General features: G+C 26.3%; 19 protein-coding genes. 16 read left to right on the plus strand and 3 right to left on the minus strand.

Features of this window, described 5'->3' with window-relative positions; all coding sequences use genetic code 11:
* The first annotated feature begins 239 nt into the window (after positions 1 to 239).
* From arcC to AC07E4_RS02875, 6 genes are all read left to right on the plus strand, one after another.
* Positions 240 to 1,175, plus strand: coding sequence for a carbamate kinase (arcC, locus tag AC07E4_RS02850; RefSeq protein WP_478215678.1), 936 nt, complete (start codon positions 240 to 242; stop codon positions 1,173 to 1,175).
* A gap of 481 nt (positions 1,176 to 1,656) precedes the next feature.
* Entirely contained in the window at positions 1,657 to 2,523 is an 867-nt protein-coding gene (map, locus tag AC07E4_RS02855; RefSeq protein ID WP_034439645.1) for a type I methionyl aminopeptidase, read from the plus strand.
* Positions 2,524 to 2,782: 259 nt separating this feature from the next.
* A complete protein-coding gene (locus AC07E4_RS02860; RefSeq protein WP_478215679.1) occupies positions 2,783 to 8,173 on the plus strand; it encodes a diguanylate cyclase in 5,391 nt (1,796 codons plus the stop codon).
* A gap of 41 nt (positions 8,174 to 8,214) precedes the next feature.
* Entirely contained in the window at positions 8,215 to 11,139 is a 2,925-nt protein-coding gene (locus tag AC07E4_RS02865) for an insulinase family protein (RefSeq protein ID WP_478215680.1), read from the plus strand.
* A 71-nt stretch (positions 11,140 to 11,210) separates the two neighbouring features.
* Positions 11,211 to 12,152 carry an NAD(P)-dependent oxidoreductase gene (locus AC07E4_RS02870; RefSeq protein WP_430830244.1) on the plus strand — a complete coding sequence of 314 codons (942 nt, stop codon included), beginning with the start codon at positions 11,211 to 11,213 and terminating at the stop codon, positions 12,150 to 12,152.
* A gap of 123 nt (positions 12,153 to 12,275) precedes the next feature.
* Positions 12,276 to 13,517 (plus strand): competence/damage-inducible protein A, encoded by a 1,242-nt coding sequence (locus AC07E4_RS02875; RefSeq protein WP_034439638.1) that lies wholly within the window; start codon positions 12,276 to 12,278, stop codon positions 13,515 to 13,517.
* Positions 13,518 to 13,567: 50 nt separating this feature from the next.
* Here the strand turns inward: AC07E4_RS02875 and AC07E4_RS02880 are convergent, their stop codons facing one another.
* Positions 13,568 to 14,797 carry a S8 family serine peptidase gene (locus AC07E4_RS02880; RefSeq protein ID WP_034439635.1) on the minus strand — a complete coding sequence of 410 codons (1,230 nt, stop codon included), beginning with the start codon at positions 14,795 to 14,797 and terminating at the stop codon, positions 13,568 to 13,570.
* Positions 14,798 to 15,151: 354 nt separating this feature from the next.
* Here AC07E4_RS02880 and AC07E4_RS02885 point away from each other — a divergent pair, with 354 nt between their 5' ends.
* Complete coding sequence (locus AC07E4_RS02885) at positions 15,152 to 16,042, plus strand: selenium metabolism-associated LysR family transcriptional regulator (RefSeq protein ID WP_034439632.1); 891 nt, start codon at positions 15,152 to 15,154, stop codon at positions 16,040 to 16,042.
* 408 nt (positions 16,043 to 16,450) lie between these two features.
* On the opposite strand, the gene AC07E4_RS02890 is transcribed toward AC07E4_RS02885, so the two are convergent.
* Together AC07E4_RS02890 and AC07E4_RS02895 are read right to left on the minus strand one after the other, a co-directional pair.
* Positions 16,451 to 16,882 (minus strand): DMT family transporter, encoded by a 432-nt coding sequence (locus tag AC07E4_RS02890; protein ID WP_034439629.1) that lies wholly within the window; start codon positions 16,880 to 16,882, stop codon positions 16,451 to 16,453.
* A 108-nt stretch (positions 16,883 to 16,990) separates the two neighbouring features.
* A complete protein-coding gene (locus tag AC07E4_RS02895) occupies positions 16,991 to 17,533 on the minus strand; it encodes a hypothetical protein (RefSeq protein ID WP_034439626.1) in 543 nt (180 codons plus the stop codon).
* A 446-nt stretch (positions 17,534 to 17,979) separates the two neighbouring features.
* On the opposite strand from AC07E4_RS02895, the gene AC07E4_RS02900 reads away from it, so the two are divergent.
* From AC07E4_RS02900 to AC07E4_RS02940, 9 genes are all read left to right on the plus strand, one after another.
* On the plus strand, positions 17,980 to 19,236 hold the full coding sequence (locus AC07E4_RS02900; protein ID WP_034439623.1) for a UDP-N-acetylglucosamine 1-carboxyvinyltransferase: 1,257 nt from the start codon (positions 17,980 to 17,982) through the stop codon (positions 19,234 to 19,236).
* 140 nt (positions 19,237 to 19,376) lie between these two features.
* Positions 19,377 to 20,162: an MBL fold metallo-hydrolase gene (locus tag AC07E4_RS02905; protein ID WP_034439620.1), complete on the plus strand. Its 786-nt coding sequence runs from the start codon at positions 19,377 to 19,379 to the stop codon at positions 20,160 to 20,162.
* Between the two features lie 39 nt (positions 20,163 to 20,201).
* Positions 20,202 to 20,783, plus strand: coding sequence for a GerMN domain-containing protein (locus AC07E4_RS02910; protein ID WP_034439617.1), 582 nt, complete (start codon positions 20,202 to 20,204; stop codon positions 20,781 to 20,783).
* A gap of 135 nt (positions 20,784 to 20,918) precedes the next feature.
* Positions 20,919 to 21,416 carry an SEC-C metal-binding domain-containing protein gene (locus AC07E4_RS02915; RefSeq protein ID WP_478215681.1) on the plus strand — a complete coding sequence of 166 codons (498 nt, stop codon included), beginning with the start codon at positions 20,919 to 20,921 and terminating at the stop codon, positions 21,414 to 21,416.
* A gap of 293 nt (positions 21,417 to 21,709) precedes the next feature.
* Positions 21,710 to 22,513 (plus strand): GDSL-type esterase/lipase family protein, encoded by an 804-nt coding sequence (locus tag AC07E4_RS02920; RefSeq protein WP_478215682.1) that lies wholly within the window; start codon positions 21,710 to 21,712, stop codon positions 22,511 to 22,513.
* A 43-nt stretch (positions 22,514 to 22,556) separates the two neighbouring features.
* The gene (locus tag AC07E4_RS02925) at positions 22,557 to 23,039 is read left to right on the plus strand and encodes a DUF4358 domain-containing protein (protein WP_040328246.1); all 483 of its coding nucleotides are present in this window, start codon (positions 22,557 to 22,559) and stop codon (positions 23,037 to 23,039) included.
* A gap of 55 nt (positions 23,040 to 23,094) precedes the next feature.
* Complete coding sequence (locus AC07E4_RS02930; protein ID WP_040328245.1) at positions 23,095 to 24,501, plus strand: MBOAT family O-acyltransferase; 1,407 nt, start codon at positions 23,095 to 23,097, stop codon at positions 24,499 to 24,501.
* 13 nt (positions 24,502 to 24,514) lie between these two features.
* A complete protein-coding gene (locus AC07E4_RS02935; RefSeq protein ID WP_040328243.1) occupies positions 24,515 to 25,654 on the plus strand; it encodes a DHHW family protein in 1,140 nt (379 codons plus the stop codon).
* A gap of 124 nt (positions 25,655 to 25,778) precedes the next feature.
* Positions 25,779 to 26,657, plus strand: a complete 879-nt coding sequence (locus AC07E4_RS02940) for a tRNA 2-thiocytidine biosynthesis TtcA family protein (protein ID WP_040328242.1) — start codon at positions 25,779 to 25,781, stop codon at positions 26,655 to 26,657.
* The last annotated feature ends 44 nt before the right edge of the window (positions 26,658 to 26,701 follow it).

Here is a 26,701-nt window from a genome sequence, read left to right on the forward strand (position 1 = left end):
ATAAGACCAAAGTGATAATATAGATATAGGAAAACAAGCTCCAACTTTAACTTATGCACAAACCCTAAAAAATTTTGGATTTAAAATAAAATACAAATTTTGAAGTATTTCTGAGCATGGTTCACTAAGAAGTATGTTTAAATTTTAAAATCAATAAGTTAAAAAGTTAATTTGAAAACCTATAAATACATTAACACTTTGGTTTTATATATTTAAGTGTATAATAGGGGGCAATTTTTATGAAAAAATTAGTTATTGCATTAGGGGGTAATGCATTAGGAAAAACTCCAGAGGAACAATTAGAATTGGTGAAACATACAGCTACTACAATAGTAGATTTAGCTGAGGACGGATATAATGTAATAGTTGGGCATGGAAATGGACCACAAGTAGGTATGATAAATTTAGGAATGGAGTTTGCAGCAAATAATGGAGCTAATACTCCAGCTATGCCATTTGCAGAATGTGGAGCAATGAGTCAAGGTTATATAGGTTATCATCTTCAACAATCAATAGGAGCAGAATTAAAAAGAAGAAATATAAAAAAAGACGTTGTAACAATAGTTACACAAGTTGTAGTAGATGAAAAAGATGAGGCTTTTAAAAATCTTAGTAAACCTGTTGGAATGTTTTACAGCAAAGAGGAAGCAGATAAAATATCAAAAGAAAAAGGATTTACATTTGTAGAGGACGCTGGAAGGGGATATAGAAGAGTAGTTGCATCACCTATGCCAAAAAGAATTGTTGAATTAGACACAGTTAAAAACCTTGTGGAAAATGGAACAATAGTTATTACTGTAGGTGGTGGTGGAATCCCTGTAGTTGAAGCTGAAAATGAAAGTTTAAGAGGTGTAGCAGCAGTTATAGATAAAGATAAATCTAGTGCAAGACTTGCTAAAGATTTAGATGCTGAGATGTTATTAATATTAACAGCTGTAGATAAAGTATCTATAAACTTTAATAAGCCAAGTCAAAAAGAATTAGATTCTATGACTATAGATGAAGCTGAAAAATATTTAAAAGAGGGACACTTCGCAAAAGGTTCAATGCTTCCAAAAGTCGAAGCTTGTTTAGATTTTGTTAAATCAGTATCTAATGGAAAAGCATTAATAACATCACTTGAAAAAGCAAAAGAAGCACTACATGGAAAAACAGGAACTATAATAGAAAAATAGATATATAAAAGTTATTGCTAAGTGAAGCAATAACTTTTTATTTTGAGAATAATTTTAAAATAAAAAGTAAATGTATATATAAATACATGGAAAAAAGCTTGAATTTAAGATTGTTATATAAAAATGTAGTTTTTATGGTCTTGTATTTATAAATATTAAGAACGAAGTGAATAATATCAACTATAACTTTTCACTCTTAACTCTTACTTGGTTCCAAATATAAAAATAAACTGTAAGCTTAATAATATCATTTGAGAAAGACATTACTTTAAATTTGAACTTGGAACCCTGTAGATAATAAAAGTTATTCAAAATGAATTACTATAATAGTCTTTTTATATAAAAAGAGTTAAAATAGTATTACGAATGATTGTAGTTATAAATTTACGTAATGTTACACGTAGTATTTTAGGAAGGAGAGGTTATTTAAATTTAGTAACAAAAATAGCGAGAGCTATTAAATTTAAATAGCAAAATATATATGAACAAAATTAATAGAAATGATTTTTGTTGGTGCGGAAGCGAAAAAAAATATAAAAAGTGTCACATGGAAAGTGATATGAGATTAAAAATATTAAGTGATGAAGTAGGGTATGAGATACCAAAAGAAGTTATAAAAACGGAAGAAGAAATAGAGGGAATAAGAAAGGCATCTAAACTTACTAGAGAAATTCTAGATATGGTTGGAGAAAGAATAAAGGTTGGAGTAACAACTGAGGAGATAAATACATGGGTGCATGAATACACTGTAGAACATAATGCTTATCCAGCACCACTTGGATATTGTGGATATCCAAAGAGCACATGTGTGTCAATAAATGAAGTTGTATGTCATGGTATTCCAGATGAAAATACAGTATTAAAAGATGGTGATATTGTTAATGTTGATGTAACAACAATAGTAGATGGTTATTATGGAGATGCTAGCAGAATGTATATAATGGGAAATGCATCAGAAGAAGCTAAAAACTTAGTTAAAGTAGCTAAGGAATGTTTAGATATAGGAATAAAGCAAGTAAAACCATTTGCAACTATTGGAGACATAGCATATGAGGTTCAAAAGCATGCTGAAGAAAATGGTTATTCAGTTGTATATGAATTTGGAGGACATGGAATAGGTAGAGAGTTCCATGAAGAGCCATTTGTATCACATGTTGGTAACAAAGGTGAAGGTATGATATTATTGCCAAACATGACATTTACTATTGAACCAATGCTAAATTTAGGAGTTCCAGAAGTTAGAATATTAGATGATGAGTGGACTACTTTAACAAAAGATGGTAAGTTATCAGCTCAATGGGAGCATACTGTTAGAGTTACTGAAGATGGCGTGGAAATATTAACTTAAATAATATGTAAAAAATTAACAAAAAACTCTTTAAAAGTAGTATAATATATATATGAACTTAAAAATAAAAAATTATATATTATACTTTAGAGTTTATAAATAGTTAAAACTTAAATATGCTAAAAGTTAAGCTTGGAATTTTAAAATTCCAAGCTTAACTTTAAATTATCTATAAAATTATATGAGTTCTAAAGTTATGTACAAGAAATATACATATATTATTTTGAAAAAATTTAAATGGGTGGGGAGAGATATAAGAATGGAAGTGTTAAATAATAGATATAAAATAACAAAATTAATAAAGAGTAGTAGAATTTATTCCATATATCATGGAATTGATTTGAAAAATAATGTAAAAGTAGCTATTACCATTCTTGATGCTAATACCATATCTCAAAATTTCATAAATTTTTGTATAGAATCTTGCTCTAGCTTAAGTATTTTAAATCAAAAAGGATTAATACCTATTCATGAATTTGGACTTGTAAAAGATATAGATAATAAAGCAGCTTTAAAAAAAACATATTATTATACTAATAAAATAATAGATTCAGATAAACATTTATGTAATATTAAATTTTCAAATAGAGAAGAAATAATTCATGTATTTATAAAGTTGTGTAATGAAATAAAATATTTAAATGATAAAGGATTTAATTATAAATACTTAAATGATGATGTAGTTTATTATGATGTTGATAAAGATGAGATAATTTTAAAAGATATACTATCAGTAGAGCTTACCAAGTATGAGTTTAGTGAAGAACAAGAAAACAAAGAACTATTTAAACCATATGAAGGATATAATGAAGAAAATGAAAAAAGTAAGCAAATATATGCATTGGGTGTTTTCTTATTAATTTTATTTTTAAAGTACAAAGAAATAAATGTTAATAGTATCATATTACAATCAATAATAAAAAATATAAATAATGGTTATAACAAGTGGAAATTGTCAGAATATATAGATAATGATTTATGCGAAATTGTAAAGAAAATGATAAACATAGATTCTAGAGAAAGATATAAAAATATAGATGGTGTAATATCAGACATATCAAAAATTTATGAGGTAAATGACAGTGAATTAAAAATTGAATCAGCCAATATACTTAACTTTGATACAAAAGTAGTTGGAAGGAATGAAGAAGTAGCATCAATTTTAAGTGTTTATGAATCTATAAACAAGTATGAAGTAATAGATAAAACTATAGCTATACATGGAGAGTTTGGAATAGGAAAAACTACATTTTTAAAATATTTAGAGTATGTACTAAATTTAAATGGAGTAAAGATATATAGCAATTTAAAAGATAACTTTAAAGAACATAATATGTTTTTAAATTATATTTTAAAAGATATTATTAAGGATTCAAGCAAAAGTGTAATAGAAAAATATAAAAAAACATTAGCTAAGTTTGTTCCAGAATTGTTTGATGATATTGATGATGTAACATATTTTAATAGAAAAGAAGGTCTAAAATGCATAAGTGAAATAAGTTATTTTTTAGATGAAACATTTGAAGAGAAACCTATTGTAATTATATTGGACAATTTAGACTATGCAGATGAGTATACTTTAAAATTATTTTTATATAATTTTAAAAAATATAATAAAAATAGTAAGGTTTTAGTAATTTTTAGTTATTGTGATGGACAATGCCTTAGAAATAAAAAATTTATGGAGTTTTTAAATAAAGTTGAGGATAATATAAGGCTAAATATAAGAATAAAGGAACTTAATATAGATGAAACCAGAGAAATGATAAAAAATATATTATCTAAAGGAAATTTAGAAAAAGAATTTATTGATGCAATGTATAGTATAAGTAAGGGAAATCCATTGTTTATAGAAGAGTTACTTAAAAATCCAGAGTTGAATTGTTCAAATGGAAATAGTATGGATGAATTAATTTTAAGTAAATTTAGTTTGCCTAAAAAAATATATGATGAAATAGAACAACAAATATGGGGATTTGATGATATAACATATAAAATTTTAAAAACAATGGCTATATTTAATAAAGGTGTATCCATGCAATTAATTCTTAAAATAACTAATGTAGATAGAGATGTTTTAAGAGAAAAAATTAATGAACTTATATCATCAGGAATCTTATGCAGAAAAATAGAGGATAGTGGATTTGTATATGATTTTTATAATAAGTTTTTAAAAGTTTTTTTATATAAAAATATAAAAGATGATGAAAGAATTGATATGCACAAATTAGCGTATAAAACTTTAAAGCAAAGCTATTTAATTGAGAATTATGATTATATAGAAGAGATAATATACCATGTGGAAAAGGCTAATCTTAAAGATGAAATAAAATATTTTTGTAAGATAAATGCAGAAAGAATGTTGAAAATAAATAATAAGAGGGATACTATAAAAAATTATTTTAAAATAATAAAAAGAGTAACTCGAGAAGAATATGATGTAGAGTTAGTAAAATTACTTATAAAGACAGGTCAATTATATAAAGACTCAAGAGAAATAGAACAATCTATGAAATGCTTTGAAAAAGCAAGTGAAATAGGAGAAGAAAATGGATGGATTATATTAACTATAGACGCTACATTGGAGTTAATGTACTTACACTTTGTAAAGACACATTATGAAGAAGTTGAGAAGTATCAAAATAAGCTAGAGGAGCTATTTAAAAAATGTAATTATGAAGAAGGAAATATATCATATGTACTTATAAAAGCACAAATATACTTTAATAAATTAGATTATATTAATTGTTATAAGATGTGTAATATAGGTATTGGATTATGTGATGAGAAGAATATAGAGTATAAAGTTAAATTTTATGAATTAATGACTAGAACACTTGTAATATTAGAGAAACCTGAAGAAGTATTGCCAATATTAAAGGAAGCAATTAAGATATGCGATTCAAAAAACTCTATTCAAAAAGCTAAAATGTATAATAGCATGGGTATTATATATAGTGATTTTTATGAAGATATAGATAATGGGTTAAAATGTTTTAAAGAAGTTAAAAGAATTGGTGAAAATAATAGCTTTGAATACTTTGAATTACTTGGACTTATAAATGTTGGATTTATACAATATAGTTTAGATCAGTATGATGAATGCTATAAAACATTTAAAAGTGCAATAAAAAAAGCTAGGGCACAAGGAAATACAACATTTGAATTGTACAGTAAATTATATATATCTTCATTGCTATTTAAACTTGGAAAATATAGTGAATCATATAGATATTATATTTATTCTAAGGATTATGTACTAAGTGATGATTTAGATATAAGGGATAAAGCACAATTTTATATATTAGAATATAAATTTAATTATATATCAGGAAAATTTGATGAAGCTGAAAAATCACTAGAATCAGCAAAGTTAATGTACAAAAGTACTGGGTCTGTTGTAAAAAGAGAAGTAGATACATTATATGATTTATTATGTCTTGAGAAAAATAAGGAACTTATAATAAAGGGAGAATTAAAATCTCTAAAAGAGATGTTAGATTATGCTCCAAATAAAGAATCTATTATAGGAATAATTTTCCTAAGCATAACTAGTTTATATTCTAATGGAAATTTAGAAGAAGCTAAAAAACTATTGGAAGTGATAAATGAATATAAGGATTGTATAGAGTTTAATGGAAATATAATAAAGTTAGAATTTTTTAATCATGTCTTATATGAAGATATAAGTTTAAATAAATTATATGATATTTTTAATAAATTACAACAAAGTAGTGATGAATTAATACTTTGGATAGTTCTTATGTGTATTGGGGATTATTTCCTAAATAAAGGGCAATATGATTATGCATCAATATATTATTTTGAAAGTTGTGGAAGTGTTATAGATATAACACTTCAAGTTCCTAGATATTTAAGAATGGGAATTTTACAAAAAAATAATATGCATATTGTTTTTACAAAATTCAAATCACTACTTGAATTCTATAAGCGAGGAAAAGAAGTTTTAGATTTACAAGAATATGAAATAGAATTTAATGATGATGAGAAAATTAAAAAAACATTTAAGGATATACTAAATGAAGAATTTATGTTTAGTAATATAATGTGTAAAAAACTGAAAGAATCTAATGCTATTATAAAAGGTTTAAAAATTAAATCAACAGATGATTTATTGAATAAATTTGCAGAGGATACTTTATATAATATAAGTTTAATTTTAAATTACATTAGTTATCTAACTATATCAAGCAAAGTAATGGTTGTTATAGAAAATGATAAACAATATGAAGTTTTACAAGAGAATAATCATATAAAAGAACTTCCCAAAGATATATGTATAATAAACAAGGTTAGAGATAGAAGAAAGCCAATAATTGAATATGAACAATATATGGACTATATAGATTTAGAAATATGTAAAAAAAGTACAATAGGTGCAAAATCAAAAATGTGTATACCAGTAATTATGGATAATAAATTACAAGTTATTGCACAAAATAGAAAGGTAAACACACGAAATAATAGTGAAATAAAGGGATATCTATATTTAGAATCAGATAAAATACTAAATAATATAAATGAAAACACATTGAATATATGTTTGAAACTTTGTAAAATTTTAGGTGTGCTTATAGATAAACATTTAGTAGAGTTGAATTCATCACTAGATAAGTTAACAGGAACAATAACTAGAAAATATTTAGAAAAAGCTATAGTTAATCAAATAAAATGCAGTAGCGAATGTAACTCAAGTTTTTCTATACTTATGTTTGATATAGATTTCTTTAAAAATATAAATGATAAATTTGGTCATAGAAGAGGAGACGATGTTTTAAGGGATATATGCCAAGAGGCTATGAAAAATATTAGAGAAACAGATGTTTGTGGACGATATGGCGGAGAGGAATTCATAGTAGTTTTACCAGATACTAATTCAGAAGAAGCACTTAAAATTGCTGAGAGAATTAGAAAAGGTGTTAAAGAAAAGGATATTTTACAAGGAAAAATTGATGTTACTATTAGCATAGGCGTTGCAAATTATCCAAGTCATGCATTGAATTACGATGAATTAGTAGAAAAGGTAGATCAGGCATTGTATGCTGCTAAAAATTCAGGAAGAAATAAATCTCTTGTTTGGGATGAAACTTATAAGTGTAAGTTAAATTCCTTAGATAAAATAACAGGTATAATATCAGGAAATATTAATAGAGATATAAGAACTGCAACAACTATTATGGAGGTAATTGAAATTGTTGCAGAAAATAAAGTAAAAGAAAATGTTTTATATATTTGTCTAGGAAAAATAATTGAAACTATGGAGTGTGATACTGTATCGTTATTTATTATTGAAAATGAAAAGATTATTGAGAAATATACAAGAAAAGCCTTTGATACAGAATGGTCATCAATAGATTATTATGACAGAAATTTAATAGAAGATGTTATAAAAAATAAGAAAACTATTAATACGATTGAATGGGATAATACTGGGGAAATTATTAATAATAAAGATAGAAATACATCTATGTTAGTAGAATGTAAATCAATATTAATGGTTCCAGTGATAAGTAGTGATAATGTAAAAGCAATTTTATGTTTATCTGTACATGCAAAGAAAAAAGAGTTTAATATGGAAGATGCTAACATTATTTCAATGATTGGAAAGATAATGATACCACGATTATAAGAAATATGATAAAAATACAATTAACATAAGGAGGCAGAAATATGGGCTGCGATAAATGTAAAAATTACCATGGATTTAAATTTGTTGAGGAAACAAAAGTTGATGAGATTAATTCAACAGCTAAAATATTTGAACATGAAAAGACAAAGGCAAAACTTTTGTATTTAGGAAATAAAGATACTAATAAGGTATTTACTATAGGATTTAAGACACCTCCAGAGAATAGTACAGGTGTTGCTCATATTATAGAGCATAGTGTATTATGTGGATCAAGAAAATTCCCAACAAAGGAGCCATTTGTAGAATTAATAAAAGGTTCTTTAAATACTTTTTTAAATGCAATGACTTTTGCAGATAAAACTATTTATCCATTAGCAAGTAAAAATAATAAGGACTTTTTCAATCTAATGGATGTATATTTAGATGCGGTTTTTTATCCTAATATTTACAATACACCAGAGATTTTAATGCAAGAAGGATGGCATTATGAACTTGAAAATCAAGAGGATGAACTTAAATATAAAGGCGTTGTTTATAATGAAATGCAAGGAGCATTTTCTTCTCCTGAGGGAGTTTTAATGAGAAAAATACAAGAAACTCTATTTAAAGACACAACTTATGGAGTGGAATCTGGTGGAGACCCTGAATTTATTCCAGAATTAACTCAAGAAGAATTTACAGAATTTCATTCTAAATATTATCATCCATCTAATAGTTATATTTTCTTATATGGTGATGTTGATTTAGATAAAGCATTAGAATTTATAGATAATGAATATTTATCAAGATTTGAATATAAAGAAGTTAATTCAGAAATTAAAGAACAAGAGTCTTTTAATGATAGAAATTATGTAACTACAGAATACTCAATAACAGAAGAAGAGACAGAAGAAGAAAAAACATTTTTAGCATTAAACTATGTAACAGGTAAATCATATGATGAAGAATTACATTTATCACTTGATATATTAGAGCATTTATTACTAGAAGCACAGGGAGCACCATTAAAGAAAGCATTAATAGATGCAAATATAGGAAAAGATGTTTATGGAAGTTTTGATAGTAGTATACTTCAACCAGTGTTTAGTATAATAGTAAAAAATTCAGAAGAAAATAAAAAAGAAGAGTTTGAAAATATAGTTGAAAATACATTAAAAGATTTAGTTAAAAATGGAATAGATAAAAAGTTAATAGAAGCTTGTTTAAATATAACTGAATTTAAGCTAAGAGAAGCTGATTTTCAAGGACTTCCAAAGGGACTATTTTATTATATAACTGCTATGGACAGCTGGATGCACGATAAAAATGCACTTGTTCACTTACAATATGATAAAGTGCTTTCTATTATAAAAGAAGGAATTAAAGAAAATTACTTTGAAAATTTAATAGAAAAATATCTTTTAGATAATAAGCATACATCTCTTTTAATATTAAAACCTAAAAAAGGTTTAGCGGAAGAAAGAAATGGGAAGTTAAAAGAGAAATTAAGACAGTATAAGGAAACATTAAGTAAAGAAGAGATAAATAAAATAGTTGAAAATACAAAGAATTTAATAAAGAGACAAAATACACCAGATACAAAAGAGGCTTTAGAGACAATACCATTATTAGATTTAGAAGATATTGATCATAATGTAGAAGATTTAAGTGTCAAAGAAGATGAAAAAGATGGAATTAAAATATTATGGCATGATACATTTACAAGTAAAATAGCTTATATAAATATGCATTTTAATTGTGATTGTATAAAACAAGAAGACATATGTTATTTAAGTCTTTTAACATCTTTATTAGGAAAAGTTAATACAGAAAGAAGAGGATATATAGATTTATCAAATGATGTATTAATAAATACTGGTGGCATTTATTTTACAAGTGAAGTATATGGAGACAAAGATGATACTAATAAATTCTATCCTTATGTTATAGGTTCATCTAAAGCAATGGTTGATAAAGTTCCAAAACAATTAGAACTATTATCAGAGATATACAATGAAACTAAGTTTGATGATAAAAAAAGATTAAAAGAAGTTATTAGACAATTAAAATCAAGAATAGAAATGGTTATGATTGATAGAGGTCACCAAGTAGCAGCATTAAGACTTAATTCATATTATTCAGGAGTTTCAAGTTGTATAGATAAAGTAGCAGGATTAAGTTATTATAAATTCTTACAAAAAATTGATTCTAATTTTGATAATGAAGTAGATAATTTAATCAATAAACTAGAACAAATTAAAAAATTAGTATTTAATAAAGATAATTTGATGATTGCTATAACTGGTGAAAAAGAAGAAGTAGAAGCACTTAAAAATAATATAGGAATAATAAGTAAATCCTTAAAAGATGAAAAATGTGAAAAACAACCATACAAGTTTGAAGTTGAAAGAAAAAATGAAGGTTTATTAACACCATCAAATGTTCAGTATGTAGCTAAAGGATACAATTTCAAGCAATTAGGATATGACTATAGCGGAAAATTATTAGTTTTAAAAACAGTTATGCAATTAGATTACTTATGGAATAAAATTAGAGTTCAAGGTGGAGCATATGGTGCGATGAGTAGCTTAGCAATGAGTGGTAACTTAGTCTTTGTTTCATATAGAGATCCAAATTTAAAAGAGACACTAGATGCATACAATAATGTTGTAGAATACTTAAATAACTTCTCTACAACAGAAAGAGAAATGACAAAATATATAATTGGTACAATAAGTGACCTAGATATGCCACTAACACCATCTATGAAAGGCGAAAAAGCTATAAGTATGCATATAAGAGGAATATCAATGGATGACTTAAAACGTGAAAGAGAAGAAGTTTTAAGTACAACACAAGAGGATATAAGAAATTATAAAAAGTTAATTTCTGATGTTCTTGAAAAAGATTTTTATGATGTTTTGGGAAATGACAAGAAAATAAAAGAAAATAAAGAGTTATTCAATAGTCTGGAAACAGTTTTTTAATAATTATTAGGGGAGCTTTTAAAATAAAGGCTCCCTTTAAAAAAGTAAAAATAGAGTTAAGGGGTAGAAAAATGAAAGCATTATTTACATATAATTATGGTGATGAAAAACTAGAAAAATTAAAAAAACTTGGTTTAGATATAATTGTAAAAAGTGAAAAAGATTTATATTACACTGATGAACTAAAAGATATAGAGATACTTGCATGCTATAATCCTTTTAAAACTTTAGATATAGAAAGAATGGAAAATTTAAAACTTATTTTATTAACAAGTACAGGAATAGATCAGGTTCCACTTGATATAGTAAAGAAAAATAATATAACACTTTGTAATAACAAATATGGATATAATGTTCCAATAGGTGAGTGGATAGTTCTAAAAATATTAGAAATGTTAAAGGAAAGTAAAATGATTTATAGTAATCAAGAGAAAAATAAATGGAAAATAAATATGGATATTTTAGAGCTAACAGATAAAAATGTTACTTTTATAGGAACAGGCAATATAGCAACAGAAGCAGCTAAAAGACTTGAGGCATTTGAATGTAATATTTGTGGGATTAATACTACGGGTCATAGTGTTGATTATTTTAAACAGTGCTTTTCAATGAAAGAATCACATAAAATTTTAAGCAAAAGTGACATAGTTGTTGTAACTATACCGTATACAAAAGACACTTATAAGTTAGTGAATAAAGATATGATAGATAATATGAAAGATGGAGTATACTTTATAAACATATCTAGGGGAGATATAGTTGATGAAAAAGAATTAATAAAAGCATTGAAAAATAAAAAAATAAAAATGGCTGCATTAGATGTATTTGAAGAGGAGCCGTTAAGGGATGATAATGAAATTTGGAAATTAGAAAATGTACTTATAAGTTCACATAATTCCTGGGTGTCAGAGATGAGGAATGTAAGAAGATTTTCTAATATATATCAAAATATATCAAATTATATAAGCGATGAAGAAGTTATAACTAAAGTAGATTTAAATAAAGGATATTGATATTATTTAGAGAATATATCAGTGAAAGAAAATTAGAACTTAAAGTTAGAAGTGAAATACAAACTTCAATGCAAAAGGTTTAATCTTTACAAGATAAATTAATTTGAAAGAAGTGATTCGTAGATGAAGTGTGAAATTATAGCTGTAGGAACAGAGATATTACTTGGTGATATAGTAAATACAAATGCTCAATACTTAGCTAAAAGATTAAGTGATTTAGGAATATATTGTTATCATCAAACTGTAGTTGGTGACAATGAAAATAGATTAAAAGAAGCTTACGACTTGGCATTTAAAAGAGCTGAATTAGTGATAACAACAGGTGGACTTGGACCAACTAAGGATGATTTAACAAAAGAGATGTCTTTTGAGTTTTTTAATAAAAAAAGTGTATTACATGAGCCATCAATGAAAAGAATAGAAGAACATTTCAAAAAAACAGGAAGAATAATGGTTGATAGCAATAAAAAGCAAGCATATTTTCCTGAAGATTGTATTATATTACAAAACAATAATGGAACAGCACCAGGATGTATTATTGAAGAAAATAATAAAATTCTTATAAATTTACCGGGACCACCAAAGGAAATGAAACCAATGTTTGAGGAAAGTGTAGTTCCATATTTAAAGAAGTATCAAACTGAAATTTTAGTTTCAAAAGTCTTAAGAGTTATAGGAATTGGTGAGAGCATGGCTGCTGATATGATAAAGGATATACTTGAAAATCAGACTAATCCAACGGTAGCACCGTATGCAAAAGATGGTGAAGTAACTTTTAGAATTACAGCCAAAGCAGAAAGTGAAACTGAGGCTAATGAATTAATAAAACCTATAGAAAATAACATAAGAAATGTATTTAAAGAAAATGTTTATGGGTTAGGAGATACAACAATAGAAGAAGTAGTTTCTAAGATGTTAGTAGAAAATAATATCACTATAGCAACAGCAGAATCTTGTACGGGAGGTATGCTAGCAGCTAAGTTAATAGACTATCCTGGTATATCATCTGTATTTTTAGAAGGTGCAGTAACTTATACAAACGAAGCTAAAATGAAAAGATTAGGTGTTGAAGAAGAAACTTTAAATATTCACACTGCTGTTAGTGAAGAGACTGCAAAGGAAATGGCATATGGAATAGCTAGAGTGTCAGGCGCAGATATTGGATTATCTACAACAGGGATAGCTGGCCCTGGCGGTGGAAGCGAAGATAAGCCTGTTGGACTTGTATATGTAGGAATATGTATTAAAGGGGAAACTAAAGTTAAGAAGTTAAACTTATCAGGAAATAGACAACAAATAAGAGAAAAAGCAACGAAATCATTGTTAGACTTTTTAAGAAGAGAATTAATAAAAAGAAATTATTAAAATATAAGGGATGGTTCAAAATAAGTTTGTTTTTGAATCATCCCTTTAATTTACTTTCCATCTTTTTTGGGGAGAATTTTGTTTAAGTCTATATAACCATTGCCTTGCATACATTTTTTCTCTTTTATAAAAGATGATGAACTTTTTAAGAGTCCATATATATCTTTAAAATTAAGTTCGCTATTATATTCATATAATAAAGCACAAACCCCAGATATATATGCACAAGCAATCGATGTGCCACTATATTCAGTATAAGGTTTTGAGAGTTTTTTAGGATAAATTTTTAGTCCATTTCTTTCAGAAATATAATTTGTATCTGTGTTTAAAGAAATTATATCAACAGAGGCTGCAATAAAATCAGGTTTAGAAGATGATTTAGATGATCCACAAGAAGAAAATGGATATATGTTATTACCAAAACGAGTATCCATTCCACCAATAGTGATAACTTCCTTTAAAGTTGCAATACCACGTATGCTGTCCTCTTCATTGCCATTATTTCCAGAAGGAACTATGATTATAATATTTTTTTGTAATGCTATTTTAAAAATCTTTGAGTATAATGACAAAATATCATTAGAGGTATTGTATATTTCAAAAGGTAAGCAAATAACTTTTACATTGTAATCTTCACTAAATTCAATGATTTTTTGTATTGCCATTAAAGTTGAGGAAACATAACCTTTGCCAGAACTATCAAAGGCTTTAACTACTAATAAGTGACTATTTATAGCAATTCCACGATTTTTATTTTTAGATTCATGGCCGCTGCCACAAAGTACACCAGATATAAATGTACCATGACCATTGTCATCATAAGGATATTTATAATCATTAATTAAATCTATAAAACATTTAATTTTATTATTAGGATATATAATGTCTTTATGAGGATAACAACCACTATCAACTAGCCCAATTCCAATGTTTCGCCCAGATAAAGAGTAATCACCTTTTAATATACTATTGTTACTTTGTAGAGAAACACCATTAGAAAGTAGAGGTGTACGACCACATAAAAATGCATATTCATCTAGAAATATATATTTCACCTCAGGTAATTCTATGAGACGTAATAGTGTAGTAGTATTTATGTTAGCGGCAATACATTGAATTTCTTCAATAGAAAAAAGAATTTCACCATTGGAGAATTTAATTTTTTTTTCGATTTCATTTTTTATAGATTTATATTCAATAAGTACTCTATATCTATTATAAAAATTATTTTTAAGTGAATCTTTTAGAGCGGGAGATAATTTTCTTTTAAGAGAGAACATAAAAAACCTCCTATTAAATGTTACATTATAGTATATGAATTATCTTATTAAATGTAACAAATTCTAAGTAAAATAATGGATATTCAAATCAGAAAATAAATAATATTCTGTATAGTATTTATTTTTTTAATAAATACTATTGAAAAAACAAATAAATATATAGATAATAGATATGTAGGAAATTATAAAATTAACCTTTTAGTAAAAACCATTATAAAAGTTTTATATTTCTACTAAATAAACTAATTTATAAAATAATTAAAATTAATATTTGGACTTGCCTAATTTGAAATTAGGTTTAGTTGAAACACTAAATAAAAAAAGTGGTGTTGAAAATATGTTAGGGGGAATTTTATGGACTTTAAACAATTAGAAGCCTTCGTTACAGTTGCGAAGCTAAGAAGTTTTTCAAAGGCTGCTAATGCAATTTATCTTTCACAGCCAACAATAAGTTCTAATATATCTAGTTTAGAGAAAGAATTAAAAATACAATTGTTTGATAGAACATCAAAAGAGGTTAATCTAACTCCAGCAGGAGAATCTTTCATAGAATATGCAACAGATATAATAAATACTAGAAATAATGCTATAACAAATATGTCTAATTTCAACAATAATATATCAGGTAAATTAAATATATCAGCAAGTACTACACCTTGTAATTCAATATTACCAGGATTAATAAAGAGATTTAATGATACGTATTCTAATGTAAAATTTAACATAAAAGAACAAGGTTCTGTAGCAATAATAAAAGACATATTAGATTTAAACTGTGAAATTGGAATTGTAGGAACAATGATACATAATAATAGAATTAATAATTATAAAATTGTAGATGATGAGTTAGTAATTGTATCAAAACGAGAAATGAATTTACCAGAAGTTTTAAATGTAGAGGAATTATTAAATTATAAATTTATAATAAGAGAGAAAGAATCTGCAACAAGAAAAACTCTAGAATCAGCACTAGCTGAAGCAGGAGTAGATAATGGTAAATTAAAAACAGTTTGCGAAGTAAATAGCTTAGACGCACAAATGAGGTTACTAAAAATGGGATTGGGAGTATCAATACTTTCAAAATGTTTATGTGAAGATTTAGTAGAAAAAGAAGGTATGAGAATTAGTAAGGTAGATGGTTTATCACTTAAAAGAAGTATATACTTAGCTATGAGTTCAAGGAGAACGTTAACACCTATAGCAAATGCTTTTTTAAATATGTGTAAAGAAATCTATAACTTATAAATATAAATAAAAGGTTAATTATATAGGGAAACAAGTTTAAACTTTAAGTTATTCATGATTCAGTTGAGAATTCTAATTAATTTAATTGAAAATTGAAAGTGAATGTAAAAATTGGACTTCCAATTTTAAAGAATGATTTTTTATTAAATTTGAAGAGCAAATTAGTTGAAAACAATATAGAAACGTAGTTTTTAAGCATTTCTATTTTTAGATATTAGGAACGAAGTGAGTAATACCAACTATAACTTTTCACTCTTAAATCTTACTTGGTTCCAAATATAAAAATAAAAATAAACTGTAAGCTTAATAGTATCATTTGAGAAAGAAATTGCTTTGAATTTGGAACCCTATATTATGTACAAGTTAAAAAATAGACATATTGATTAATATGTCTATTTTTTATTTCAATTATTTTTTCCATTTAAAAATTATAATACCAGCTATCATTATGCCTATTCCAAGCATTTCTTTTATGCCATAGGGAGTTTTTTCAGTTCCAAATAGTCCAAATGAATCGATTATAGCTGCAGCACCAAGTTGAGCTATGAGAATTATTCCAATTCCACAAGATGTGCCAAGGGATGAGATGCTTTTCATTACGGTGTAGATTATAACAGCACCAAGAACACCACTTAATAAATAAAATTTATTAACATCTTTTATAGCTTTAAGGTCACCTTTTCCAGCAAAAATCATAACAATAAGGGTAACTATTAAGGCAATGGCTTGGCTAACTACATTAGTTTCCCAAAGACCAAGCTTTTCAGATAGTTTAGTATTAAAAACTCCTTGTAGGCTCATACTTACGCCAGATATTATTGCTATTATTATAGCAATCATAAAATCACCATCCTTTAACAAGGATAGTTTAACCAAAGGAAAATATTAATATCCATAAAATAATATGACTAGATAACTTAACTAAGTTATCTAGTCATATTATTTTATTTAATAGTCTTTTAAAGCATAAGACTTTATTATTTCTTTATTAGAAGTTGGTTGTTTCCAAATTTGAAAGCTTGCAATTTTTCCAGTACAGTATATTTCATCTTTGCTTAATTTAGGATTTATACTTAATGGTGAATTGTTAGAAGCTTTTCTTACAGAATGATTAGCATTAGCCATAGGGATGTTTAAGATACTTCCATTGAAAGGCTTTATATTAATGCCGTTTAGTGTAAGTGTATCAAAGATATTTCTTATTATCTTATTTATATATCCTTTATCTTCAACCCTAAAACCAATAGAATTAAAATCTTCATTAAAAGTTATATTATTATCAACAACAGTTTTGAATTTTTTGTATGGATTAAATATTTTAGATAATAGTGAATCCAGCTTGTCAAAATCATTAGTGTTAATTACTCCTAAAGGTATATGAAGTACTTGTGTGTTTTTATATAGTCTATACCTCTTACTTACTATTTTTTGTGATTCTATTAAAGAAGATGATGATGAATCATCAAATAATGCTACTAGATAATATTTCATAGATATCCTCCATAACCAAAAGGCTTCTAAATTTTTATTTTATATCCTTGAAAATATAATATTAAATATTATAGCATAATTTATGGGAAAATTCATTAAGTTCAATTTTAAAGAAATTTAATGATTTATTATAATAAGTGTATAAAAAAGAAATAAATAACTCACATTTAATTAAAGAAAAAACGTAATAAATATATTTTATTTCAAAGGTAAATAAAGGATTTTATCATATATTTTATTTACAAGGAAATAAAATAACACATATGAAAAAAATTACCTTGCATATAATAAGTATAACATTTATATTAATATGGAGAATAATTTCTATATTTTTAAATTTACATATAAAAATATAAAGTGTATGTGATATAATATGATATGTGTGAAATAAGATAATAAATGAGAATTTGAATATATATAAAAAAAATAGTGAGGATGATACCGTAATGGAAAAATTTATAATTAATGGTGGTAAATCCATATATGGAGAAGTAGAAATAAGTGGAGCTAAAAATGCAGTATTACCAATATTAACAGCTGCAATTATGGCAAGTGAAGGTATATGCAGTATTGAAAATTTCCCAGAAATTGAAGATGTAAATTGCATAGAACGAATTTTTGAATCATTAGGATGTAAAGTAGAAAAAATTAATAATGTTATAAATATAGATAGTACAGAAGTAAAAAGTTTAAATGCAAATAGTGAAGATATGAGAAAAATGAGAGCATCATACTATTTCTTAGGTGCTTTACTAGGAAGATTTAAAGAAGCTAGAATAGAGCTTCCAGGGGGTTGTCCTATAGGAAGTAGACCTATAGATCAACACATAAAAGGATTAGAAGCTTTAGGTGCTGAAGTTACTATAGAACATGGTTCACTTAGTGCAAAAGCTGAAAGATTAATAGGAACTAGTATTTACTTTGATGTAGTAAGTATTGGTGCAACTATAAATGTTATGTTTGCAGCAACTTTTGCAGAAGGAACAACTATATTAGAAAACTCAGCAAAAGAACCGCACGTAGTTGATGTTGCTAACTTCTTAAATAGTATGGGAGCAAATATTAAAGGTGCAGGTACAGATACAATAAAAATCACAGGTGTAGAAAAATTAGTTGGATGCAACTATTCTGTAATTCCTGACCAAATAGAGGCAGGAACATTTATGATAGCTACTGCAGCTTGTGGTGGAGAAGTAAAATTAAAAAATGTAATTCCAAAGCACTTAGAATCAATATCTGCAAAACTTATTGAAATGGGTGCAGAGGTAATTGAAGAAGATGATACTGTTACAGTAAAAAGAGATAAAAAATTAAAGGGTGTTAATATAAAAACACTTCCATATCCAGGATTTGCAACTGACTTGCAACAACCTATGAGTGCATTGTTAGCTGTAGCTAATGGAAGAAGTATAATAAATGAAAGTATTTATGAAAATAGATTTAAACATTTATCAGAGTTAAACAAAATGGGTGCTAATATGACTGCTGAAGATAGAATAGCTATAATCGATGGTGTTGAAAGATTAAAAGGCGCACATGTTAAGGCTACAGATTTAAGAGCTGGGGCTGCATTAGTTATAGCAGGATTAGTTGCAGAGGGTCAAACTATAATTGAAGGTGTTCAACATATTGACAGAGGTTACCCTAAGATAGAAGAAAAATTAAGAGGGCTTGGTTGTGATATAACTAGAATTATAGAGTAGTAATAAGCATGTAAAATTTGCTGTGTAAATAATTAAAAATAATTTATATATGTTAAATTATAATTAAAATTATTAAATAAGCAGTGGATAGAGCATATTGTGGTTTAGATAACTAATATAGTTGAGAAAAGGAGATTTATATGAAATTTTGTCCATTATTTAGTGGTAGTAGTGGCAATAGTATATTTGTAGGAACTGAAAATACAAAAATATTGATAGATGCAGGTGTTGCAGGAAAAAATATTGAAGCAGAACTTAGAGCTATAGGTGAGGAACCTTCAAGTATAGATGGAATTTTCGTTACCCATGAACATTCGGATCATATAAAATCTGTTGGAGTTATGTCTAGAAAACACAACATACCTATTTATGCAAATGAGTTAACGTGGGAAGCTATGCTGCCTAAAATAGGTAAAGTTAAGGAAGAAAATATAAAACTATTGGATACAAGATATACAGCAATTAAAGATATAGAGATTGAAAATTTTAAAATATCGCATGATGCAGTTGACCCAAGAGGATATTTATTTAATACTAAGAAGGGTAAGGCTGCAATTGCAACAGATTTAGGTTGTTTCTCAGATGAAATAAAGGATATTTTAAATTCAGTAGATGTACTTCTTTTAGAAAGTAATCATGATGTTGAAATGCTTAAATTTGGACCATATCCATATGTACTTAAGAGAAGAATATTAAGTGAAGTAGGCCACTTATCTAATGAAGCATGTGGAAATGCAATATTAGAACTTATTAAAAGTGGAAGAAAAAGAATATATTTAGGACATTTAAGTAAAACTAATAATTATCCACAATTAGCATATGAAACAGTGAGTAGCATTTTAAAAGAAAACAATGTAAATATAGGAGAAGATGTATATTTGTCTATGGCAAATAGATCTAATCATAGTGAAGTTGTAAATTTATAATAGTTTGCTTGATATAACTTTAATGCAAAGGGGGCAGTTATGAAAAAGAAAGTAGTAATAATTTGTTCAGTAATTATATTAATAGCAGCATTTATAGTAATATTTGGTGGCGAAAAAAAAGATAAAAATACTGTTTTAAACAAAGAAAAGATAGAAAAGCTAAATATAGAATCTAAAGATAAGGGTGACTCTATTGATATTAATTTGTACTTCAATGGAGGCAAAAATGAAAATGATGTTAAAATTGTTAAAGAAGAAAGGTTAGTTAATAGAGAAGAACTGTTTGGAGAAGTAATAGTTCAAGAACTTATTAAAGGACCAGCAGTAAATAGCGAGTCTAAGCCTATATTTCCAAAGGATACAAGGGTTTTAAGTTTTTCAATTAAAGATGATATAGCTTATTTGAATTTAAGTTATAATAAGGACTTAAAAATTACAGCTTCTGAGGAAAAGGCGTTATTAACATGTTTATCAACATCTTTATCACAATTAGAATCAGTAGGTAAATTAATGCTTACTGTAGAAAATCAAACTATCCAAAGTCTTGGTGGAAATTATGATATATCAAAGCCATTTTCAACACAAGAAATAGATAGTTTAAAAATAGCTAAAGGTAACTAAATATAGCTATAGTAAAGAACTAATTTGAATAATTAAATATATATTGAAATTATTGTAAATATTTATTATAATTAACCCAAAATTAGATATAAAAACAAATAAGATATAATTTTTATTTATAAAGGAGATAAGAAAATGAGTTTATATAACGAATGGACAAATTACGTAGTTGATTATGTAAAAACAAATGGAGAACCAGCGTTCTGGAAAGAATATGCAAGAATAGAAACTGCTATATATAGTAAAGTTTTAACTAACCTAGATGGAGTAGTTAAAGGAAAAATTAAAGATTTAGCAGCTGATCATGGAGTTACTGATGTTCAATTCATGGGCTTCTTAGACGGAATAAATGAAAGTGTAGAAAAAGAATTAGATTTAGAAAACATGAATGCAGATGCAGATATAGATATGAAAATTAATTTTGAAAAATTATATTTCAACATGCTAGAATCTAAAGCAGAATATCTATATAGCTTACCACAATGGAATGCTATATTCTCAGAAGAAAAGAGAAAAGAAATCAGAGACGAGTGGAAAGCATCAAAAACTATTGTTAAGGAACATAAAATCGGAAGAAATGATCCTTGCATATGTGGAAGTGGTAAAAAATACAAAAAATGCTGTGGAAAATAGTATTTTGATAAAAACACCCTGTGAGGGTGTTTTTTTATGTAATTTAATTTTATTGTAATTAATTTTCCCTAATAAAGTGTTAAAATTTTTAGTGTTATAGAAAAATTTTATATTAAAATATTGATATATAGTATATTATGGGAAAATGGGATGAATTTTGATTGAGAATAGCTTATAAGTATAATTTACTAAAATTACAGATTGAAAAGTGAGTTTGAAGCCTTATAATTTAACCACATTAAATATAAATTTTAGAGAGAGGTTTAATTGTATATATTTTTAAGAGGTGTAGTATGAGTAAAAAGAAGAAAAAATATGTTGTGGTAAATAGAAAAAGATTGATATCAGCAATAAGCATATGTGTTGTTATCATTATTGGCGGGTCTATATCTATAGTTAAATACATTAAAAATGTAAATAAAAGAAATGAGATAATGTATAGCAAAAAAGCAGCTATGGATAAACAAACGGAAGAAAGAACTAAGGAAACAGATGATAGTAAAGAGAAAGTTAGAACTGCAGATGCAGAGGAAATTAAGAAAGATTCAGAGGTAACTGAGAATAAAAATGAATCAAAGGAAAATTTTTTAAGTACATCTGTTTTTCTAGGAGATTCGATAACAGAAGGTTTTTCATTTTATAGTCTTGTAGACTCAAACAGGATTTTAGCTAAAAAAGGTGATACAACAATTAAAGCAATGGAGTACATAAGTTCTGTAAAAGATATAAATCCTAAAAATATTTTTATCCTATATGGAATGAATGACTTAGTTAATTTTCAAAACAATGAAGATTTTATTATGAGTTATTCTAATTTAATAGAAAACATAAAAAAAGAAGTTCCAGAAGCTCATATTTATGTACAATCTGTGCTTCCAATAGCATCTTCGGCAGAAGATACAAGTTTGAATTTAACAAATGCAAGAATAGATGAAGTAAACACAATGATTTTAAGCATGTGTGTTGAAAAAAATATAAATTATATAGACATATCTAAAGGTTTAAAAGCAAATGAAAGTTTGTTTGAACCTGATGGTAAACATGTTAAAGCTGATTTTTACAATGTTTGGTTAGATGATATAAAAAACAATTTATAATAAATTATTAAAAATATATTTCATTTGTAAGGAGAATGGGAAAATGACAAAAGGAAAATTAAAAAAGGTTATATCTATTACATTAGGAGCAATATTATCTATGGGACTATTAACTGCATGTGGAAGTAATAGTACGAAAAATCCCACAACTGAAGAAGTAATGAACAATATTAAGGATTCAGTAAAACTTGATTCTATGAAAGAAGGTAATGAGGAAAAGTTAACCGATTTGGTTGGAGTTGATGCAAGTGATGTAGAAGAATTTGCATACTATATGCCAACAACAAATTTACAAGCAAATCAAGTAGCAGTTATTAAAGTTAAAGATGAAGATAAGGTAGATGATATAAAATCACAAATAGAAAATAAAATAAATGAAAGTGGAGAAGAATTTAAAACATATCTTCCAGAGGAATATTTTCTAATTGAAAATAAAGTTATAGAATCAGAAGGTAAGTACATATTAGTAGCAGTATCTAAAGATAGTGAAGAGATAGAGGGAGCATTTGAAGATTCCTTAAAATAAATTAAGAGTTTTGGAGCAAAAATATGAAAAGTAAATATTTAAGGTGGGATAAAATATGGTATTTAGTAGCTTAATATTTTTATTTATATTTTTACCAATAACATTATTGGTTTATTATATAGTTCCTAGAAAGTTTAAGAATTTAGCACTACTTATATTTAGTCTTATATTTTATGCTTGGGGGGAACCAGTATATATAGTAATAATGTTATTTTCAACGGTTTTTGATTATACTAATGGTATTTTAATAAGTAAGTATAGGGAAGATAAAAATAAAGCTAGGACAATACTTATTTTATCAATGGTTATTAATTTAGGAATTCTAGCATTCTTTAAGTACTATGGATTCTTTATTGAAAATATTAATGGAATATTTAATCTTAGCTTAACAGCAAAAACATTACCGTTACCAGTTGGGATATCTTTTTATACATTTCAAACAATGTCATATACAATTGACGTGTATTTAAATAAGGTACCTGTTCAGAAAAATATAATCTCTTTTGGAGCATATGTTACAATGTTTCCACAATTGGTTGCAGGTCCAATTGTAAAATATGGTGAAGTTGCAAAGCAAATAGATAAAAGAGTAGAAACTTTAGATAAGTTTGGTGAAGGTGCTGAACTCTTTATAGTAGGACTTGGTAAAAAAGTATTACTTGCTAATAATATAGGATTTTTATGGACAACTATAAAGGCAATGCCTATAAGTGATATTACAGTAATAGGAGCTTGGCTTGGAATAATAGCATTTACATTCCAAATATACTTTGATTTTAGTGGATACTCAGACATGGCAATAGGCCTTGGAAAAATGCTTGGATTTGATTTTATGCAAAACTTCAATTATCCATATGTATCAAAGAGTATCACAGAATTTTGGCGCAGATGGCACATATCACTAGGTTCGTGGTTTAGAGAATATGTATACATACCTTTAGGAGGAAATAGAGTTTCTACAGCTAAGCATTTAAGGAATTTATTTGTAGTATGGTTTCTTACTGGACTTTGGCATGGAGCAAGTTGGAACTTTATTGTTTGGGGATTATACTTCGGTGTTATTTTAGTTATAGAAAAAAATTTCTTATTGAAATGGTTAGAAAAAGCACCTAAATTTATTGCTAATATTTATACTATGATACTAGTGATAATTGGATGGGTATTCTTTGATGTAGAGACTTTAAAGGGTGCATTAGATTACATAAAAGTTATGTTTGGATTTGGAAATAATCCAATGATAGATAGTATGACTATGTATTACTTAGAGGCAAATATAGGCTTAATAATAGTGCTTATAATATGTTCAACATCTATACCTACGAAAATAATTAAGTTTATTAAGAAAAAATATACTACTGCAAAATTATTTGTAGTACCAGTAATTTATACAATTATATTAATTGTAGCAGTGGCATACTTAGTAAATGAAACGTACAATCCATTTTTATACTTTAGGTTTTAGAGAGGTGATAGTGTTGAATAAAAAAGCATTGAAAAGAATAATTGCGTTAGTATTTATAATATTTTTTATTATAATTGTAATTTTAAATGTTATAACTCCAAGCAAAGATTTTTCTGAACAAGAAAATAGAATGCTTGAACAACGACCTAAGTTTTCTGTTAAATCTTTATTAAAAGGAGATTTTACTAAGAAATATGAAAAGTATATATCAGATCAGTTTGCATTTAGAGATTTTTGGGTAGAATTAAAGTCAAACTGTGATAAATTTATGGGAAAAAAAGAAAGCAATGATGTTTATTTAGGTAAAGATGACTATCTACTTGAAAAATTTAAAAATCCTCAAGATAAAGATATAGAAGATAGAGTTAAAGCTTTAAATAAATTGGATAATGAATCTAAAGAATTGAAGAAGTATGTTATAATAGCACCTACTTCTGTAGAAATAAACAGTGATAAGTTACCAAGGTATGTGGTTGAACCTAGTCAAAAAGATGTTATTTCTGAATTTGAAGATGGATTAAATAAGGATATAGAATTTGTAGATATATACAATAAATTAAAATCAAAAAATGATGAGTATATATACTATAAAACAGATCATCATTGGACAACTGATGGAGCTTATTATGCATATGAAGAGCTATCAAAGTATATGGGATTTACAGCTACACCAAAAAGTAAATTTGAAAAAATGAAAGTAACAGATGAATTTTTAGGTTCACTATATTCAAAAGGAAACTTTAGAAATGTGGAAGCAGATGATATAAATCTTTATAAATATAAAAATCGTCAAGATGAAAATATAAAAGTTGAATACACATTAGAAGATAAGAAAAGTGAATCTTTATATGAAATGAAGAACTTAGAAAAAAAAGATAAGTATACTGTTTTTCAAGATGGAAATCATCCATTAGTAAAGATAACAACAGAATCAGATGAGGATAGAAAACTTATTATATTAAAAGATTCTTATGCGAATTCATTTGTACCATTTTTGATAGAACATTTTAGTGAAATATATATGGTAGATTTAAGATATTATAAAGAAGACTTATCTAAACTAATAGAAGAAAATGAAATAGGTGAGATGTTAATGCTTTATAATGCAAATACATATTTTCAAGATATGTCTGTAAAGAATATAAAGTATTAAATTTAAGATTGGAACCTTAAGAGGACAAAAATAAGTATAAATGCTATAATATTTTAGATAAAACATATGAAAAGATTGTATTAAAAATTACTATAGAATTTTATAAATAAGTGAGGTGTTTAATGTGAGCGAGGAAAATAAGGAAGGATTAGCAGGGAGTGGCTGTGAAGTTCTAGTTCCTTTTAATGAGAGAAGACCTATTAAGGAAATTGAAAGAAGTTTAATAAAAAAGTATAGAAAAACTATATGGTCTAAATTTATAAAAGCAATAAAAGATTATCAATTAGTTGAAGAAGGCGATAAGATAGCTGTTGCTATTTCTGGTGGAAAAGATAGTTTAGTAATGGCAAAATGCTTTCAAGAGCTTAAAAGACATGGTCAAATGAATTTTGAATTAGAGTTTATTGCTATGGATCCTGGTTATCATGAAGATATAAAAAAATTATTAATTGATAACTGTGAGTATTTAGAAATACCAATACATATTTTTGATTCAGGGATATTTAAAATTGTTGATGATATAGCAAAAGAATATCCATGCTATATGTGTGCTAGAATGCGTAGAGGTGCATTATATTCTAAAGCTCAAGAATTAGGATGTAATAAACTTGCACTAGGTCATCATTTTAATGATGTTATAGAAACTACTATGCTGAATGTTTTATATGCAGGTAACTTTAAAACAATGCTTCCTAAATTAAAGGCTAGCAACTTTGAGGGTTTAGAACTTATAAGACCACTTTATTATGTTGAAGAGACGTATATACAAAAATATATACAAAATAGTGGTATATGGCCATTAAATTGTGCTTGTATGGTAGCCGCTAAAAAGATAGGTAATAAGAGATTTGAAATAAAAGACATGATAGCAGACATTAAGAAAAACTTTAAAGATGTTGATAAATCAATATTTAGAGCGGCTCAAAATGTAAACATGGATGCTATACTTGGGTGGCAAAAAGACGGAGAAAAACATAGTTATTTAGATTTTTATGATGAATAAAAAAATAAAGCTAATGTGACTTAAATAAGTTACATTAGCTTTTT

It is taken from the genome of Clostridium amazonense (assembly GCF_056431285.1).